The 20,028-nt window shown below is 33.8% G+C and carries 15 protein-coding genes; 13 read left to right on the plus strand and 2 right to left on the minus strand.

Annotated features, from left to right (window positions below):
* Positions 1-44 precede the first annotated feature (44 nt).
* The 10 genes from nuoL to VB776_RS14240 all read left to right on the plus strand — a co-directional run bounded on the left by nuoL (position 45) and on the right by VB776_RS14240 (position 13,198).
* Complete coding sequence (gene nuoL / locus VB776_RS14195; RefSeq protein ID WP_323697372.1) at positions 45-1,946, plus strand: NADH-quinone oxidoreductase subunit L; 1,902 nt, start codon at positions 45-47, stop codon at positions 1,944-1,946.
* Positions 1,947-2,008: 62 nt separating this feature from the next.
* The gene (locus VB776_RS14200; RefSeq protein WP_323697373.1) at positions 2,009-3,460 is read left to right on the plus strand and encodes a complex I subunit 4 family protein; all 1,452 of its coding nucleotides are present in this window, start codon (positions 2,009-2,011) and stop codon (positions 3,458-3,460) included.
* Between the two features lie 71 nt (positions 3,461-3,531).
* Entirely contained in the window at positions 3,532-4,947 is a 1,416-nt protein-coding gene (locus VB776_RS14205) for an NADH-quinone oxidoreductase subunit N (RefSeq protein WP_323697374.1), read from the plus strand.
* A gap of 2 nt (positions 4,948-4,949) precedes the next feature.
* The gene (locus VB776_RS14210; protein WP_323697375.1) at positions 4,950-5,438 is read left to right on the plus strand and encodes a GtrA family protein; all 489 of its coding nucleotides are present in this window, start codon (positions 4,950-4,952) and stop codon (positions 5,436-5,438) included.
* A gap of 239 nt (positions 5,439-5,677) precedes the next feature.
* Entirely contained in the window at positions 5,678-5,851 is a 174-nt protein-coding gene (locus VB776_RS14215) for a PG1828 family lipoprotein (RefSeq protein WP_184137199.1), read from the plus strand.
* 108 nt (positions 5,852-5,959) lie between these two features.
* A complete protein-coding gene (locus VB776_RS14220) occupies positions 5,960-6,568 on the plus strand; it encodes a SprT-like domain-containing protein (RefSeq protein ID WP_323697376.1) in 609 nt (202 codons plus the stop codon).
* Positions 6,569-6,614: 46 nt separating this feature from the next.
* On the plus strand, positions 6,615-10,031 hold the full coding sequence (gene porU, locus VB776_RS14225) for a type IX secretion system sortase PorU (protein ID WP_323697377.1): 3,417 nt from the start codon (positions 6,615-6,617) through the stop codon (positions 10,029-10,031).
* 94 nt (positions 10,032-10,125) lie between these two features.
* Positions 10,126-11,286 (plus strand): type IX secretion system outer membrane channel protein PorV, encoded by a 1,161-nt coding sequence (porV, locus tag VB776_RS14230; RefSeq protein WP_323697378.1) that lies wholly within the window; start codon positions 10,126-10,128, stop codon positions 11,284-11,286.
* Between the two features lie 119 nt (positions 11,287-11,405).
* A complete protein-coding gene (locus tag VB776_RS14235; RefSeq protein WP_323697379.1) occupies positions 11,406-12,689 on the plus strand; it encodes a M16 family metallopeptidase in 1,284 nt (427 codons plus the stop codon).
* A gap of 71 nt (positions 12,690-12,760) precedes the next feature.
* On the plus strand, positions 12,761-13,198 hold the full coding sequence (locus VB776_RS14240; protein ID WP_184137209.1) for a CBS domain-containing protein: 438 nt from the start codon (positions 12,761-12,763) through the stop codon (positions 13,196-13,198).
* Positions 13,199-13,243: 45 nt separating this feature from the next.
* Here VB776_RS14240 and VB776_RS14245 read toward each other — a convergent pair whose 3' ends face one another.
* On the minus strand, positions 13,244-14,158 hold the full coding sequence (locus tag VB776_RS14245; RefSeq protein WP_323697380.1) for a PfkB family carbohydrate kinase: 915 nt from the start codon (positions 14,156-14,158) through the stop codon (positions 13,244-13,246).
* Positions 14,159-14,187: 29 nt separating this feature from the next.
* On the opposite strand from VB776_RS14245, the gene VB776_RS14250 reads away from it, so the two are divergent.
* From VB776_RS14250 to VB776_RS14260, 3 genes are all read left to right on the plus strand, one after another.
* The gene (locus tag VB776_RS14250) at positions 14,188-14,325 is read left to right on the plus strand and encodes a hypothetical protein (protein ID WP_323697381.1); all 138 of its coding nucleotides are present in this window, start codon (positions 14,188-14,190) and stop codon (positions 14,323-14,325) included.
* Between the two features lie 228 nt (positions 14,326-14,553).
* Entirely contained in the window at positions 14,554-16,875 is a 2,322-nt protein-coding gene (locus VB776_RS14255) for a penicillin-binding protein 1A (RefSeq protein WP_323697382.1), read from the plus strand.
* A 59-nt stretch (positions 16,876-16,934) separates the two neighbouring features.
* Entirely contained in the window at positions 16,935-17,951 is a 1,017-nt protein-coding gene (locus tag VB776_RS14260) for a GntR family transcriptional regulator (protein WP_323697383.1), read from the plus strand.
* A gap of 38 nt (positions 17,952-17,989) precedes the next feature.
* Here VB776_RS14260 and uvrC read toward each other — a convergent pair whose 3' ends face one another.
* Positions 17,990-19,801: an excinuclease ABC subunit UvrC gene (gene uvrC, locus VB776_RS14265; RefSeq protein ID WP_323697384.1), complete on the minus strand. Its 1,812-nt coding sequence runs from the start codon at positions 19,799-19,801 to the stop codon at positions 17,990-17,992.
* Positions 19,802-20,028: the final 227 nt, after the last annotated feature.

Raw genomic sequence — 20,028 nt, forward strand, 5'->3', positions numbered from 1 at the left:
AAAACATTATCATCTTCAACTTAGAAAACTTTCAAATTAGAATTATGTCTCTAATTACACTCATTCCACTATTTCCCCTAATCGGCTTCCTTATCAATGGAATCGGTTTTCGTCATGTTCCTAAATCTTTAGCTGGCATTATTAGCTCTGCGGCGGCATTTGCATCTTTTGCTTGTGCTTTAACCTTGTTTTTAGGCTTTAATGGTCAACCGCAAATTGTTCATTTATTCGACTGGATAACAGTTGATACTTTGAATATTTCGATGTCATTTCAGTTAGATCAATTGTCATTATTAATGCTTTTGATTATTACTGGTGTAGGAACTTTGATTCACATTTATTCTATTGGCTACATGAGCCACGACGAAGGTTTCGGTAAGTTTTTTGCTTTCTTAAACCTGTTTTTGTTCTTCATGCTTTTATTGGTAATGGGTTCAAACTACGTTGTGATGTTTATTGGTTGGGAAGGCGTAGGTTTATGTTCATATTTATTGATTGGTTTCTGGAATAAAAATAGTAATTACGGAAATGCCGCTCGTAAAGCTTTTATCATGAACCGTATTGGTGACTTGGGCTTTTTGTTAGGTATTTTTCTAATTATCAATCATTTTGGTTCTGTAGAATATTCAGAAGTATTTAGTAGAATTGCTGAAGGTGGTTATTCTTCTGGCGATAAAACTTTATTCTACATTACGATTCTACTGTTTATTGGAGCAATGGGTAAATCAGCCCAAATTCCATTATATACTTGGTTGCCAGATGCAATGGCTGGTCCAACACCAGTTTCAGCTTTGATTCACGCTGCTACGATGGTTACGGCAGGTATTTACATGATTATTCGCTCGAATATTATGTATTCATTAGCACCAGAAACACTTGATATTGTAGCTTGGGTAGGTTTGGCAACAGCTTTATTAGCGGCTTCAATTGGTCTTTTCCAAAATGATATTAAAAAAGTATTGGCTTACTCTACGGTTTCTCAATTAGGCTACATGTTCATGGGCTTAGGAGTAATGGCTTATTCTTCATCATTTTTCCATGTAATGACACACGCTTTCTTCAAAGCATTGTTATTCTTAGGAGCAGGTTCAGTAATTCATGCGATGTCTGATGAACAAGATATTCGTTCAATGGGCGGACTTCGTAAAAAATTGCCAATTACTTTCATTACTTTCTTAATCGCCACGATTGCCATTTCAGGTATTCCTCCATTTGCAGGTTTCTTCTCGAAAGATGAAATTCTAGCACATGTTTTCGAACACAATAAATTGATGTGGGCATTCGGTGTTTTAGGTTCGATAATGACATCATTCTATATGTTTCGTTTATTGTTCCTTACTTTCTTCGGAGAATTTAGAGGAACGGAAAAACAAAAGCATCATTTGCACGAATCGCCAATTGCGATGACAGCTCCATTAATGATTCTTGCAGTACTTTCTGCGATTGGTGGATTCTTTAATTTTCCACATATTTTTGGTGGACATGCTAGTTTAGCAGAATTTATGGCACCATTGTTTGAACATTCAGCAATCGAACATGTTGCCGTAGATGAATCTCTTGAAATTAAATTAATGATTGTTTCTGTCGTTGCAGCATTACTTTCTGCGGGCGTTGCATATTTTATTTATGTAGTGAAGAAAACCGTTCCAGTAGCAGAAGGAGAGGAAACAGGCTTGCAAAAAGTAATTTACAATAAATATTATATCGACGAATTGTACGATACTCTTTTTGTAAAACCAATCACAGCACTTTCTAATTTCTTCAGAGACGTAATTGAATTCCTTGTAATTGATTTAATTGTAGAAGGAGTTGGTAAACTTGTGAAAACACTTTCAAGTGAAGTTCGTTTACTTCAAAATGGAACAACGGGTTATTATATTTTTGCAATGGTTTTATCGATTGCAGCGATATTAGTTTGGAGCTTGAAAAGTTTCCTTTTGGGATAGATTAAAGACAATATAAATACATTGAAAGATTTGCTCATTACAAATCCGATTGATAAAAAAATATGCTAACACTTTCTCTCATTCTTCTTCCCATCATTGCAGGGCTGATTACATTAGCCATCAAGGGAGAAACCGCTAAAACTGTTGCCTTAGTCTTTGCTTTTGCTGAGTTGGCTTTAGGGGCGTACTTGTATAAGTCATTTGTGCCAGACGCTACTTCACAATTTGGTTTAAGCTATGATTGGATTCATTCAGCAGGAATAAAATTTTCTGTAGGAGTTGATGGAATCAGCTTGATTTTGGTATTTCTTACCACATTGATGGTGCCTTTTATTATTCTATCTACTTTTGGAAATAATTACAAAAACGCTTCTAATTTGTATGCACTTATCTTATTTATGCAAGCAGCATTAGTGGGTGTATTTACAGCAAAAGATGTTTTCCTTTTTTACTTCTTCTTTGAAGCAGCACTAATTCCAATTTATTTTATTGCAGCTATTTGGGGAGGCGAAAATCGTATTAAAGTAACATTTAAGTTCTTTGTTTATACCATTTTTGGTTCTTTGTTTATGTTGTTGGCATTGGTTTACTTGTATTTATTGACTCCAGGAACACATTCAGCTGATATAAATGCAATTTACGAAGCCGCTAAAGCCTTAGATTTATCAACTCAGAGTTACTTATTTGGTGCATTTTTTATTGCATTTGCCATCAAAATGCCACTATTCCCATTCCATACTTGGCAACCAGATACTTATGTGGAAGCACCTACAGCAGGAACAATGCTTTTATCAGGTATCATGTTGAAAATGGGGGTTTATGGTTTGATTCGTTTTATTTTGCCAATCGTACCACTTGGGGTAGATCAATGGGGATTTGTAGCAATAATTCTTTCGGTAATAGGGATTATTTACGGTTCTGTGATTGCGATTCAGCAAAAAGACATGAAACGATTGATTGCTTATTCATCGTTTGCTCACGTTGGATTGATGTCAGCAGGTATTTTCTCAAGAAATTTAGAAGGTATTCAAGGTTCATTGATTCAAATGTTGGCACATGGTATCAACGTGGTAGGTTTATTCTTTATCGTAGAAATTATTGAAAGAAGAGCAAAGTCTCGTGAATTATCACTTTTAGGCGGTATTACTCAAACTACTCCAAACCTTACTGTTTACTTCATTATTTTAATGCTTGGTTCGGTGGCTTTACCGCTTACAAATGGTTTTGTAGGAGAATTTTTGTTATTGAAAGGAGTTTATGAATACAACGCTTGGATAGGAGCAGTAGCAGGATTAACCATCATTTTGGGTGCGGTATATATGTTGAGAATGGTTCAGAAATCAATGTTTGGTATTACTTCTAAAATTACAGAAGGCTTTGCAGATTTAACATTCAATGAAAAAGCTGTATTATTCCCGCTTTCGTTTTTAGTAATCGCTTTGGGAATTGCTCCGAATATTTTCTTAAAATTAACTGAACCAGCTGTTAGCCAATTATTATCAATCATCAAATAATTTGATTGTTGGGTTTGTGCAAAGTTTTTACTTTTCAGAAACACAATTTCTCAAGTTTTCAAATTTGAAACATGAACGCAATTATAGCATTATCACTCTTCGGGATTTCTAATCTGTTTTTAGGGTTTTTGAACAACCGTAAAATCTTGTTACCAGCTACGCTAGTTTTTATCCTTATTGCTCTTGGATTAAATTTTGCAGACTGGAATCATGAATATTATTGGTTCAATAATATGCTAAAAACCAATAATCTTTCTGTCAATTTTGTTACGATTATTCTGTTATCAACATTGTTGGTGGTAGCAATTTCTCGCAGTTTTGGTGATGATGATGAGCACTCACATCCTGCTGAATATTATGCCATTTTACTTTTTTCTGCTGTTGGAGCCATTATGATGGTTACTTTCGAGAACCTGATTATGCTTTTTGTAGGATTAGAAATACTTTCTGTTTCTATGTACGTACTTACAGGTTCAGATAAACGTAGTTTACGTTCGAACGAAGCAGCGTTGAAGTACTTTTTAATGGGTTCGTTTGCTACTGGAATTTTATTATTTGGTGTAGCATTGGTATATGGTGCAACAGGTTCTTTTGATATTCATGGGATTGCTCAAGGAGTAGCGAAAGCGAAAGAACAAATGGGCGGTGCTTATGGCCCATTATTATATTCAGGTGTAGTTTTGGTAATGGTTGGTTTACTCTTTAAAATCTCGGCAGCTCCTTTTCATTTCTGGACGCCAGATGTTTATGATGGAGCACCAAGTATCTTTACTGCATTTATGTCAACTGTTGTGAAAACGGCTGGTGTGGCGGCAACTTATCGTATTCTGTCAATTTCTTTCCCTACCGTTTATGGTTTATGGGGAAATCCATTGGTGTATATTGTTTGTGCGACTTTAATCATTGGAAATATCACTGCGGTTTATCAACAAAGCTTCAAAAGAATGTTAGCTTACTCTAGTATTTCTCATGCTGGATATTTGTTGATTACAGTTTTAGCGAAAAGACCAGAAACTAATTCTTCGCTTTTATTTTATTCATTAGCTTATGCTATTGCTACAATCACAGCTTTTGCTGTATTAATGGTAGTTTCGGAAGCACAAGCTAAAAATGGTAAAGCAGACGAAAGTTTTGATGCCTTGAATGGATTATCTAAAAACAACCCTTTATTAGCTTTTTCTTTAACAATTTCGATGTTATCCCTTGCTGGGATTCCATTAACAGCGGGTTTCTTTGGAAAGTTTTTTGTCTTTAGTGATGCCTTTTCAAATCCATCATCATTATTCAAATGGATTCTTGTGATTGCCATCTTGATGTCAACTGTCGGTATTTATTATTACTTTAAGCCAATTATTGCCGCTTACATGAAAAAGGGAGAAGTAGCAAAAATAGAGTTATCACCACTTTATAAGTTTATCTTAATTCTTACAACGACGCTAACTATTTTATTAGGACTTGCTCCTGATTTAGTTAAAAATATCTTTTAATCTTGTCAAATTCAAAATTACTTAACAAAAAGGATTTAATTGTTTACTTTTTAGTTGCTGGTACTGGTGTTATCATTCAACTAGTTTGTAGTAGTCTTTTTCAATCTTGGTTTACTATTAGTTACGAAGCAAGTATTACTCCTTCGTACTTTATTTCTTTGGTAGTAGGCTTTATCTTAACAAAACTATTTGCCTTTAATGCTCGTAAGACAAGCCAGACTCGCCGAGAAATGGTAAAGTATCTTATCGTTGCAACTTTTTCAGGTGGAGTAACATGGTTTTTCGCAACATTTTCCTACAGGATTTCAAACCATTATTTCGAGATTTTTCATTATTTGATTCCTTTTTCAAAGAAAGTAATCAATGTCAATCAATTGACTTGTCATTTAATTGGTAATGGTTTTAGTTTTATGTCTAATTACACGCTTCATAAAACGTTTACTTTTAAGGATACAGGTTTTTATGATAGACTAAAGAGGTCAATTTTGTAAAATATAATTATTTGTATATTTTATTTTAATTTTCACTGTCAATCTTTCTCTTGAATTTATAAAAACAACTTAAAATAAAAGAGTTTTTAAGGTTGTATTTGTATTTTTCTTCGAAAAAACACTGCAAAAACTAGATTTTTAATCAATTATTAAGAAATACTTAAAATTTATTTACAATTCCTTGCATGGAATAAAAGTTGTACATAAATTTGTATCAAACAAACCCCAATCACAACGAAATGAAGAAATTTTTTGCATTCGCTTTAGTAGCTGGTATGATTTCATTAGCTGCTTGTTCAGAAAAGAAAGCTGAAACTACAACAACTGATTCAGTAACTGTTGATACTACTACTGTAGTTGATACTGCTGCTGTAGTTGATACTGCTGCTGCTGATACTGCTGCTGCTAAGTAATTATCAGTTTCCTTATGGAAAGAAAAGAGCCTTAACTTAGTTAAGGCTTTTTTATTGCTCAATAGTTTTCACTCAGATGTCAACAAAGTTTTCTTGTATATTAGCATCATGAAAAAAGACTTAGAGGTTTTTCAAAAATACTTCCCTAGTACTGCTGTTAAATATTGCTTTAGCTTATGGGAAACGTATCAATTCAACTTCAAGATAACCCGTACTCGCCAATCCAAATTAGGTGATTATTCCTTTAGAAGAGATAAAGGACATAAAATTACTGTTAATGGCGATTTGAATCCTTACGCATTTTTGGTTACTTATATTCACGAAGTAGCACACTTGGTTACCTTTAAGCAGTTTGGCAACAAGCCCAATCCGCATGGAAAAGAATGGAAAAAGAATTTCAAGGAAGTATTTTTACCATTATTAAACGAAGCGACTTTACCCATTCAAATATTGATTCCTCTAAAAGAATATTTACAAAACCCTTCAGCTACAACGCAGAGTTATTCGCCTTTAGTGAAAGAGCTAAGAAAGTTTGACAAATTAGCGGATGAAGGAGATAAGATGATATTGACAAATTTACAAAAAGGAGAAGTCTTTGAATTGAATGGAAGATATTTCGAGAAAGGTGATTTGCGTAGAACTCGTTTTCTTTGTACAGATAAAGCAAATGGAAAACGATATGTAGTTTCTGCAATTGCCTTGGTGAAAAAAGTATAATTTTTGAAATAAGCTTACGTTTAAAAATTAAAAAATACTTGGCATTTTGAAAAAATCATTTCTATATAACATTCTACTTTTTATTGTTTCTTTCAACAGCTATGCACAGAATGATGCTGTACTGGCTAAAGGGAATTGGATAAGAATTGGTGTCAGCAATAATGGCGTTTATCGACTTGACGCTACATTTCTACAAAAAAATGGCTTCGACTTAGCAACAATTAATCCTCAAAATCTTCAACTTTTTGGAAATGGTGGTGGAATGTTACCCCAAAGTAATGCTGAAAATCGTCCTACTGATTTAATAGAAAATAGTATTTACATTGAAGGCGAAGGAGATGGAAAATTTGATGCACAAGATTATATTCTTTTTTATGGACAAAGTCCGCATAAAACAATTTATAATTCCTCGACCAATTCCTTCAAACATCAATTCAATATTTATACTGATACTACTTTTTATTTTCTGAGACTCTCAGAAAATAAAGGTTTACGAATAAAAGAACAAGCGAGTATTGAAGCTGCCAAGAATATTTACACATTTGATGATTACGTTTTTCATGAAATAGACCAAAAAAATATATTAGCGCAAGCCCCTTTTGCAGGATCTGGAAGAGAATGGTTTGGGGAAGAATTTTCAGGAACAAATGAACAAATATTTACTTTTAATCTTCCTGGGATTACAGCGAATTCTTCTGTAAATATAACTTGTTCTGCTGTTGCTGTTGCTTATGGACAAACAGATTTTGTATTAAAAGCAAATGAACAAAATCTTGGAAGATTGTCAATTTCAGCCATTGGTTCAGACCGATATGATTATAAAGGTGCAATGGCTAGTAAAAACTTCACAATAAATGGAAGCAATTTTACAAATGTTAACGACTTGAGAATTGGACTAACATTCGATAAAAAAACGCTAAGTTTTGGAAGTGGATATTTGAATTTTTTAGGAGTACAATCTCAAAGAACGTTAAAATTATATAATCAGCAGACCATTTTTCGGTCTTTAGAAAGCTTAAATTATCCCTCAGTAAATTATGTGATAGAAAAGCCATCTAACACTTTTAAAATTTGGGACATTACCAATCCTTTACAACCATTTAGTCAAGCTTTTTTACAGCAAACTCAAACGCTTAGTTTTGGAGCAAGTAGCCAGAGTGTTAAAGAGTATATTATTTTTAATACGACAGAATTCCTGAGTCCAGTTTCCTCCCAAAAGATTAGCAATCAAAATTTACACAATGTTGAAGTACCTGATTTGGTAATTGTTGCCTCTGAAATTTTAACGAATCAAGTAGAAAGACTTGCGGCTTTTAGACGTCAGCATGATAAATTATCAGTATTGGTGGTTTCACCAGAAGAGATTTATAATGAATATGCTTCGGGGAAACAAGATATTTCTGCCATCAGAGATTTTATGAGAAATCTTTATCAAAGAAATCCTAACAAAATAAAGTATTTATTGCTTTTCGGTGATGCTTCGTATGATTATAAAAAAAGGCTGAATGTTATTAACGATGAAACTAAAGCTATTCTAATTCCAACTTATGAAAGTAGAGAATCTTTACATCCTATTTTTAGCCATTCTTCCGATGATTATTTTGGTTTTTTAGAGGATAACGAAGGAGAATGGATTGAGAATCAAACTGGAAATCATACTCTTGAAATTGGTATTGGAAGATTACCCGTTAAAAATGCAGAAGAAGCCAAACAAATTGTGGATAAGCTAATCAATTACGGAACGAATAAAAATACCATTGGGCAATGGCGAAACAAAGTTGCTTTTGTGGCTGATGATGGCGATGGGAATATCCATCAACAAGATGCTGAAGCATTTGCATCAATGGTCAATTCTTTTTACCCAGCATATCAAACTAATAAAATTTATTTAGATGCTTACCCGCTTGTTTCTTTACCAGAAGGACAAAGGTCGCCAGCGGCTAATACTGCCCTTAATCAGGCTTTTCAACAGGGTTCATTAATCGTAAATTATAATGGACATGGTGCAGAAGGAGGGCTGACAGACGAGCAAATTTTGACTTTGAAAGATGTAGAATCTTGGACAAATTTTAATAATATGCCTTTGATGCTCACTGCTACTTGTCAGTTTGGTCGCTTTGATGACCCTAATCAGATTTCAGGTGCTGAGTTATCAATTCTTAATCCAAATGGCGGAGCTATTGCATTATTAACGACAACAAGACCCGTTTATCAAAACACCAATTTTTTTATTAACCAAGCCTTTTATGAATCTGTCTTTACTGCTAAAAACGGTGAAATGCCACGTTTGGGAGATGTCATGATTTATACAAAAAACAATAGTTTTCAAGGAATATTGAATAGGAATTTCTCTTTACTGGGTGACCCATCCATGAAATTGGCTTATCCACAATATGAAGCAGTAGTATTGAAAGTAAATGGAAAAGCAACTGTACTAGCAGATACAATAAAGGCACAAAGTAAAGTAACGATTGAAGGAGAAATTAGGCAACTAGAGACTGAAACAAAAGTAAATACCTTTACAGGAAAGGCAATTATTACTGTTTATGATAAAGAAAAGAGTATTTTAACCAAAGGAAATAAAGGAGCGAAGTTCAATTATCAAGATTTTACAAATATTTTATTTAGAGGGGAAGTTAGTGTTTTGAATGGAAACTTTACTAGCACTTTTATGATTCCTAAAGATATTAATTATCAATTGGGAGAAGGTAAAATTTACATTTATGCACAAACGAACGATGGTTTAACAGATGCACTTGGTGCTTTAAACCCTCTGATTGGTGGTGCTGATAATAGTCTAACATTAGATAATACTCCGCCTAAAGTCAGTCTTTATCTCAATGATAATACCTTTGTGGATGGGGGTGTTACGAATGATAGTCCTATTTTTATTGCAAATGTCTCAGATGAAAATGGCATTAATATTGCCAGTGAAGGTTTGGGACATGAATTGCTGTTGACGATAGATGATACGCTGAATATTGCTGTAAATCAGTATTTTATCGCATCAAAAGATAACTATAAAAGTGGACAAGTAAAATATCAAATAAAGGGTTTGACAGCTGGCGAACATCAAATAAAATTAAAAGTTTGGGATACAAATAATAATTCAAACGAAGCTTCGTTACGATTCAGTGTCAATTCAGAAAGCCAAAATCGATTAAAAAATGTATTTAGCTTTCCGAATCCAGCAAAAGAGAACGCAAATTTTAGCTTTGAGCATAATCAAGAAGGAGATGATTTGAATGTGTTTATCGAAATTTTTGATACTTTTGGGCATTTAATTAAACAAATAGACGAGAATGCTTATCGTGTAAGCTCACCATTTAATAAAATTTCATGGAATATTGTAGAAGATTCTGTCTCAAATGTAACTGGTAATTACTTTTATCGTATTTTTGTAAAGTCACTAACAACTGGCTATCAAGCTAGTGGAAGTGGTAAGATTATTTTGCTTAAATAATTCCAGCAAAGAATATTTGGATAAATTTTGTAAAAAAAGGTTTATTGACTACTTTTGATATGCCTCGTTCCAAGAAACTTTAACCTTAAAGACAATGATTAAAAAAATTACCAGCGCTCTAAGAGTGTCTCTGTTGTTTGGATTAACAGTGCCCGCTGTGAACGTCTTTGCTCAAACTACTCGTACACCATCACCAGTTATCCAATCGTTAATAATTACTCCAGACTCTCGTTCGGCTGCAATGGGTGATGCGGGTGTTGCGCTTTCGCCTGGAGATGGCGATGCTAACAGCATTTTCTGGAATCCAGGAAAGATTCCTTTTTCTGGTAAAGATATGGCTGTTTCAGTATCTTACACTCCGTGGTTACGCCAGTTAGTGAATGATATGGGACTTTTGAACGCTAGTTTTTACAAAAAAATCCAAACGAATCAAGCAATTGGATTATCTGTTCATTATTTTGACCAAGGAGAGTTTCAAGCTACTAATAGTACAGGACAATCTTTAGGGAATTTTAATTCTAAAGAGTATTCAGTTTCCCTTTCTTATTCTCGTAAACTTTCTGATAAATTAGGGCTAGGAGTAAACATAAAATACATTAATTCAGCATTGTCTCCACTTACATCAGGTACAGCTGGTACAGTTCAAGTTCAAACAGAATCAACAGTTGGTGCAGATATTGGTTTATTTCATACTTCAAAAAGAGATAAACCTTGGAACTACAACTGGGGTGTAATGATTCAAAATATTTCTGGTCGTGTTTCTTATGGTTTGAATGAATCAAACTTTATTCCAACGAATTTTAAAGCTGGTTTTGCCGCAACGAATACAATTGACCAGCATAACAAATTAACATTAACAGCTGATATTAATAAGTTAATGGTGCCAACTCCGAAAGTAGTGAATGGTAAATTAGAACAACCTTCAACAGCCATTGGTGGAATTTTAGGCTCATTTGGAGATGCTCCGGATGGTTTTAGCGAAGAATTAAAAGAAATCAACGTTTCTCTAGGAGCAGAATATTTATACAATGATTTGTTTGCTTTAAGAGGTGGTTATTTCTTTGAAGATGCCAGTAAAGGTGGACGCAAGTATTTTACAGCAGGTTTTGGTGTGAAATTAGAAAAGAAATTCGGTTTAGATTTCGCTTACTTAATTCCTGTATCAAGTGGAAGTCCGTTAGCACAAACGCTTAGATTGAGCTTACACGCAAACTTTAATGCAGCTCCTAAAGTAGCTACAACTACTACAAACTAGGTTCTGTAGCGTATTAAAAATATCTTTCAATAGTGAAATGGCATCTCAAACGAGATGTCATTTTTTTTAGATAACATTATCAGTGACATCCAAATCCAGCAGTAATAGCGTAATAAGCAATGATTTTAGACAGAGTAAAAAGCCCAGCATTTCAGACAATTAAACAAGTAGCTATTCCTAAAATAGATAGTACAATGCTATCAAATGGCATTCCTGTTCATTATATCAGTATTGGCGAACAGCCTGTTGTTAAACTAGAAATCAGTTTTGATGCAGGTAATTGGTATGAAAAACAAAACGGAGTATCATTATTTGTGGCTAAAATGCTTGGAGAAGGAACAACGAAATATTCTTCTTCGCAAATAAGTGCTTTTTTTGACCAGTATGGTGCATTTATTGAATTTGGTCATGGACTTGACAGAGCTAATATTACAGTTTATGGTTTGACGAAGTATTTGCTAACGCTTTTGCCAATGGTAAAAGAGATATTAGAGAATGCCGTTTTTCCAGAAGACGAATTAGAAAAATTCAAGAAAATACAATTACAAACACTTGAAGTAAATGCAGGGAAAACATCTTTCATTGCTAATAAAGTGTTTAGGAAAAAAGTATTTGGCGATAATCATTCTTATGGAAATTCTTTGGACGAAGAAGCTATTCAAGCTATTAATCGGAATACGTTACTAGATTTTTATCAAAATTTCTGGTTAAGCAAGAAACCCAGAATTTTTCTTTCTGGAAAAATTACAGAAACGGAAGTTAGTCTGTTAGAAGATTTTTTTGGAAAAACTAAAGTTCAGTCGATTGTAAAAGATATTTCGCTCAATAAAGTCGAGTATGATATACTTGAAAAATCTGTACTTATCGAGAAAGAAGATTCTATTCAATCGTCGATTAGAATGGGGAAAGGAATGATGACTCGAAAGCATCCTGATTACTTCAAAATGCTAGTTTTAAATGAGACATTAGGTGGTTATTTTGGTTCAAGATTGATGAGTAATATTCGTGAAGAGAAAGGTCTTACTTATGGTATTTCTTCTAATATTGCTCCCTTTTCAAAAGCTGGATACTTTGTGATTGGCACTGATGTTAAGAGAGAAAATACTCAACAAACAATCGATGAGATTTATAAAGAAATTGATATTCTTCAAAAAGAATTAATCAAAGATGATGAATTAGAAGTAGTTAAGAATTATATGATTGGGTCTTTTGCCGGTTCATTAAATACTCCTTTTGATATTTTAGATCGCTATAAAGTGATTTTATCAGAAGAGCTTCCTTTAGATTTTTATGATTGCTACATTCAGCATATTCAAGCAATAAATGCTGAAATGGTTTTAGAAGCGGCGAATCAACATTTAGTTACAGATTCGCTTATCGAAATCGTTGTAGGCGGAAAATAATTCATTTTTTGATTTTTTATTTAGGATTTTTTTGCTAAATTATAGCATTATAACAAAACAAAAATCACACTATGAAAAGAGTATCTAATCTTATTTATCACAAAGGAAATACTGTTACCGTTATTGATGCTTCTAAAACTGTTTACGAAGCGCTTGAGATTATGTCTCAGAAAAATATTGGAGCGCTTGTGGTGTATAACCAAGATGATTTTGTAGGAATACTAACCGAGCGAGATTATGCCCAAAAGGTAATCGTAAAAGGAAAGCATTCAAATGATACGCTGGTGTCTGAAATTATGGAGTCTGAATATCCATCTGTGAAATTTGAAGATTCTATTGAGACATGTATGGAAATTATGTCGGCAAAACATATTCGTTATTTACCTGTAATTGCCGATAAACACGTTGTAGGAATTGTTTCGATGGGCGATGTAGTTCGTTATATTATTGAAGACCAAAAAGCCACTATTAGCCATTTACAGAATTTTATATCAGGAGGTGGGATGTGAAAATTTCGGATTACTAGACTCGCTGAATCTAGTAATCCGAAAATATTATATGTCGAATCCTGCTAAATCTTTGAATTCATTGATTCGTGCAGTAAGTTCTTCGTCGCTTAAATTGACGATACGCTCAGTTCCAAATTTTTCTACACAGAAAGAAGCCATTGCCGAACCATGAACGATAGCTCTTTTCATATTTTCAAAGCTGATGTCGTCTGTTTTAGCTAAAAAACCAATAAAACCACCTACAAAAGTATCGCCAGCACCAGTTGGGTCAAAAACTTCTTCCAATACCAAAGCAGGGCAAAAGAATAATTTATCTCCTTGGAAAAGTAAAGCTCCGTGTTCACCTTTTTTAATGATTAATGTTTTGGGACCCATTGCCATAATCGTTTTGGCAGCAGTTCTAAGAGAATAATCACCAGAAAGTTGACGAGCTTCTTCATCATTGATACAAAGTACATCAACCATTGTAAGTACTTTTTTCAAATCATCCATTGCGATGTCCATCCAGAAATTCATGGTGTCCATTACAACTAATTTTGGACGTTTTGCTAAACGTTCAATTACTGTAATTTGCACTGCTGGTGTTAAATTTCCCAACATTAAGTATTCACAGTCTTGATATTCGTTTGGAATGATAGGGTCAAAAGTGGCTAAAACATTCAATTCAGTCACTAAAGTATCACGAGAATTCATATTGTTGTGATAACGACCAGACCAAAAGAAGGATTTTTCTCCTTTTTTAATTTGTAAACCGTTTGTATTAATTCCTTTATTTTCAAGAAGTTGAATGTATTCTTGTGGGAAATCTTCGCCAACAACGGCTACAAGATTTACGGGGATTTTAAAGTAAGAAGCAGACAAAGAAATGTATGTTCCTGCACCACCAATGATTTTGTCCGTTTTGCCGTAGGGTGTTTCGAGGGCGTCAAAAGCTACCGAACCAATTGCTAATAAACTCATTTAGAATATTTTAGAATATTGAAATAATCATGCAATTTACAGATTTTTCAAGTGTGAATGCAGGGCTTGTTTATAAAATTGACGCTGAAGTAGAAAAACATCAAGAAATGCTTTTGAATATTTTGTGTAAAACTGCTAAAATCTTGTATCTTGAGGAAAACGACTGAAGGATATTACTAAGATTACAATTTTTGAAAATAGCTGACGTTCTCTCAAACAGGAATCTAGCGAAGGATTGGCTAAAGTATAGGTCTTTGCGGGAATTCAATATTAAATTTTTAAATTTGTAAGATAGTTTATTCAGAAACAACAGCATTTGCTGTTTTGAAGAGCTTTTATTTGAGTGTTAATTGCTTTTAAACAGTCCTCTTAATAATCCTTATTGAAAATTACACATGATTCAACTTCAAGCTGGCAAATACAAACAAGTAATTTCTCGACTTTGGAAACTGTCGATTATTGGTTTTATTGCATTTATATTATACATTATTGCCGTTCAATATAATTTTTTATGGCTTTTCGGTGGGATGCCAAGTTTGCAAGAACTGGAAAATCCTAAAAGCCAAATTGCTTCTGTTTTGATTTCGGAAGATGGCGTAGATTTAGAAAAATACTTCCGTGAAAATCGTTCTCCTGTAGAATATGAAGAACTTTCTCCTAATATCATCAATGCACTTATTTCAACAGAGGATGCTCGTTTTACACAGCATTCTGGAATTGATTTAAGAAGTATTTTCAGGGTAATTACCCACTTTGGGCAAGCAGGTGGAGGAAGTACCCTTTCGCAACAATTAGCCAAAAACCTTTTTGATACTCGTAGATTAGATCCAACAGAAGATGGACCAAGCTATAAAGGTTTATTAGCCAAAATACCTTTGGTAAGAACCGTCATTGCAAAAACAAAAGAATGGATTTTGGCGATTCGACTAGAAAGTCGCTATACCAAGCAAGAAATTTTAAAGATGTACTTGAATGAAGTAGAGTTTGGGAATAATGCTTATGGAATCAGAGTTGCCTGCAAAACCTATTTTGGTAAAAATGTTGGTAATGTAAGTGTTAAAGAAGCCGCTACTTTAGTTGGAATGTTACAAAATCCATCTTTGTATGACCCACGTCGTCATCCAGAAAAATGTACGATTAGAAGAAATGTAGTACTTAGCCAAATGAATAAGTATGAACATTTATCTGAAGAAGAAATGCTTGCTTTGCAAGAAGAATCTTTAGGACTTAAGTTCAAGGTTGAAAATCAAAATACTGGACAAGCTCCTTATTTGCGTGAAGCAGTAAAAAGACAATTGCAAGAAATTATTGCTGATTTGAACTCGACCAGAGACGACGACGATAAGTTGAATTTATATACAAGTGGGCTGAAAATTTATACTTCTATTGATTCAAGAATGCAGGCCTATGCCCAATCGTCTTTAGATGACCACATGCGAAATCAACAAAAATTGTTTTATGCACATTGGAAGGGGAGAAATCCTTGGGTAAATGAAAAAATGCAAGAAATAAAAGGCTTTTTGAAAGATGCGATGAAACGTACTCAACGTTACAAAGCCTTGATGGAAGAATTTGATGGAGACGAAGAAGCAGTTTGGAAAGTATTAAAAACCCCTGTAAAGATGACGGTGTTTTCTTGGCAAGGTGATAGAGATACAACACTGTCTCCGCTTGATTCGATGAGTTATTATAAAAGAATTTTGAATTGTGGTTTTATGGCGATGAATCCAAACGACGGGCATATTAAAGCTTGGGTAGGAGGAATCAATTTTAAATATTTCAAATTTGATCACGTAAAACAAAGCAAGCGTCAGCCAGGCTCTACTTTTAAGCCTTTTGTTTATGCAACTGCACTTGAAAACGATGTTGTAAATTTATGTGGAAACGTAGTTGATGAACCTGTAACTTTTGAGATTGAAGATGGCAGAGAATGGACACCACAAAACTCAACGGGTAGTTATTCTTATGCTTCAATGTCGCTTCGTCATGCAATGGGACTTTCAATTAACTCTGTTTCTGCCGGTTTAATGAAATTATTAGGCCCCAAAAAAGTAGCTGAATTTGCCAACAGAGTAGGAATTCAAAGTACTTTAATGGAAGTGCCTGCTCTGTGTTTGGGAGCTAGTGAAGTATCCGTTTATGAGCAAGTAGCAGCTTATAGTACCTTTATAAATCAAGGTTATCGGATTGAACCAATCATCATTCTGAGAATAGAAGATAAAAATGGGAATGAGTTGAAACGTTTCGAAACAACTACAAAACAAGTAATTAGTGCTGATTTAGCATATAAAATGACATATATGTTGAAAGGGGCTGTACAAGAGTCAGGAGGAACTGCCCAAGGTTTAAATCGTTATAACTGTGCTCAAGGTAATGATATTGGTGCTAAAACAGGTACTACTTCAAATTATTCTGATGGTTGGTTTATGGGTGTTACTCAGAATTTAGTAGCTGGTGTTTGGGTTGGTGGCGATGATAGAAGTATTCACTTCAGAAGTCTGGCATTGGGGCAAGGTGCAAAAATGGCAATGCCAGCTTATGCTAACTTTATGGATAAAGTATATGCAGACCAAACTTTGGCAATGGCAGGTTTCAAAAAAGAGCCTTTCAAAAAGCCAGATGGAGTAGATTTAGGCTGTAATACTTATACTGTAGATTCAACCCAAGTGCAAGTTCCAACGGCTAAGCCAAAAGAGGAGGAAGGATTCTTGAAATAATATTTTAAGAATTGAGGGCTGAATAAAAGAAACACAACTAATTGGCGATTAATCTAACCATGAAAAATAAATTACAAATTGAGCCTAAAGCTCAGAAACCGAAATATCAACAAATTGTAGATGAAATCATTGAGAGAATCCAACAAGGACTTTTAAAAAGAGGTGATCAGCTTCCTACCATTAATGAAATTACGGCTTCTTTGGGTGTTGCTAGGATGACTGTAATTCGGGCTTATGAAGAGCTTCGAGAAAGAGGTATCGTGGCGGCTCAACATGGAAAAGGATATTATATCGCTTCAACAAATATTCAGGCTTCTATGCACGTTTTTGTGCTTTTTGATGCAATGAACGCCTACAAAGAAGTCCTTTTTCATGCTATGAAAGAGGCTTTGGGCGAAAACGTTTCTATTGATTTATTTTTTCATTATCATGATTTAAAGGTTTTTGAAAATGTTATTGTCAATAATATCGGTAATTACAATTTCTACATCATCATGCCTCACTTTAATGAAGATGTTTCTGATATTGTTAAGCAAATATCGAAAGATAAGTTATTGATATTGGATATTGATGTTGAACAACTGGATGAAGATTACGCAGTTTTGTATCAAGATTTTGAACAAAATTTTTATCAAGGACTCTCTGAAGCATTACCAATGTTAAGAAAATATGAAAGTCTTACTTTGTTCCTCAGTAAAAATCAATTTCAATATACTCCGAAAGGTATTTTAATTGGCTTCAATAAGTTTTGCGAAGAGTATCAGGTGAAAGGCGAAATCGTTGATAATCTTGATGTAGAAAATTTACAGAAAGGGCATGCGTACATTCTTTTTTTGGAAAATGACTTGGTGAGATTCGTAAATTTTACCCATAAAAAGCATTTGAAATTAGGAGAAGACATTGGTTTACTTTCTTATGATGATACGCCGATTAAAGAGATTTTAGCAGAAGATGGCATCACAACAATTTCAAATGACTTTGTTCAGATGGGGAAAATGGTTGGAAGGATGGTGCATAATCGTCAGAAAGGAAAGATTGCTAGTACAAGTTCGCTGATTGTTAGAGGTTCATTATAGCATCATTCCTACTTAGAATCATGCTATAATGAATAATATTATTGGTCGTTAATTACTTTTAATTGCTCTTTAAGTTTCAAGGCTTTTGCTTTGCCTAACAGGCTTTCTAACTCTGCTGGAGTAGCTTTATAAATGTTACTGACCGTACCAAAATGCTTCAATAGTTTTTCTGCGGTGTGTTTGCCGATACCGTCAATACTTTCTAATTGACTAATAATAAAATTTTTAGAACGTTTGTCTCGGTGTTTTGTAATACCAAATCTATGGGCTTCGTCACGAAGGCGTTGAATCAGTTTTAACGACTCTGATTTTTTATCAATGTATAAAGGAATGCTATCTTCAGGGAAATAGATTTCTTCCAAACGTTTAGCAATACCAATAATTGGGATTTTTCCATACAATCCTAAATTCTTCAAAGCATCCGCCGAAGCACTTAGTTGTCCTTTCCCACCATCAATGATAATCAAATCTGGTAAGTCGGCTTCTTCTTCAATGAGTCTTGTATATCGTCTGGTTACAACTTCGTACATTGTTGCAAAATCGTTTGGTCCTTCTACTGTTTTTGGTGTAAAATGACGATAATCTTTTTTCGAAGGCAATCCATTTTTAAAGCAAACCATCGCCGAAACAGGGTTTGTCCCTTGAATGTTCGAGTTATCGAAGCATTCGATATGACGAGGAATAGCTTTTAATTGTAAATCATTTTTGAGCGTCAATAAAATTCTCATTTTGGTATCGCCAGCACTTTCTTCAGAAGCTTGTCGGTCAGCTTTTTCTTTTTTGAAATACAATACATTCTTCAAAGACATATCCAACAATTTTTTCTTATCTCCAATTTGTGGAATGCTATTTTCAACACCCTTTAAATCTACCGCTAGTGGGATGTTCGTAATTACTTCTTTGGCTTCGCTTTCATACTTATCACGCATTTCCCAAACCATCATCGTCAGAACATCTTCGTCAGTTTCATCAAGTTTTTTCTTTACTTCTAACGATTGTGTTTGAGTGATGAAGCCATTTAATACTTTCATGAAATTGAAGTAAAAAGCATTTTCGTCTGAAACGATTGAGAATACATCCACATCTTTAATATTTGGATTTACAACCGTCGATTTACTTTGGAAATTGACTAAGTAAGTCAACTTTTCTTTAAACTCCTGAGCTTCTTCAAAGGCAAGTTTAGAGGCTGCTTCCAACATTCTTTCTTCAAAGTATTGTTTCGGCAGACTCATGTTACCTTTCAATATATTTTTGGCTTGGTCAATTTCTTTTAAATAATCATTTTCAGTTTGAAGCCCTTCGCAAGGACCTTTACAATTGCCAATATGATATTCTAGACAAACCTTGAATTTTCTGTCTTGAATATTTTTTTCACTAAGATTCAAATTACAAGTTCTGAAACTATACAGCTGATTGAACATTTCCAGAATAGCATACATGGCTTTCTGATTGGCAAAGGGTCCGAAAAAAGTACCTAATTTTTTATCAACCCTTCTAATGGTGATGATTTTTGGGAAAGCCTCATTAGTAATGCAGATGAACGGATACATTTTATCATCCCTCAGCAAAATGTTGAATTTAGGCTGAAATTGCTTGATAAGTGTATTTTCTAATAGCAGAGCATCAAATTCTGTATGGGCAATGGTAAATTCAAGATTTCTAATTTGGCTAACCAAACGCTTTGTTTTTCTATCATGTTGGTTAGATTTTGCAAAATAACTACTTACTCTATTCTTTAAATTTTTTGCTTTACCTACATAAATTACTGTTCCTTCATCATCAAAATATCGATATACACCCGGAAGTTCGGGTACTTTAGCTAAAGCACTTTTGTAATCAAACTCAGTCATATTGTTTTATTTAGAATACAAATTTACTAAATAAAATGCACCCCATTCTGGAAATTTATACTTAGAAAATTACAAAATAATTAAAGAATAAATATTGTACGGCTTTGTTGGTATGATATTCTTGAAATAGATTTTTCTTATTTTTAAATAGAATTTATAGTTGTATTCTATTTATTCGTTAAGGTTTCAATAAGGCTAATTTTGATATATTTATATTATTTTATCAA

The sequence above is a fragment of the Arcicella gelida genome, assembly GCF_034931025.1.
GTDB lineage: Bacteria > Bacteroidota > Bacteroidia > Cytophagales > Spirosomataceae > Arcicella > Arcicella gelida.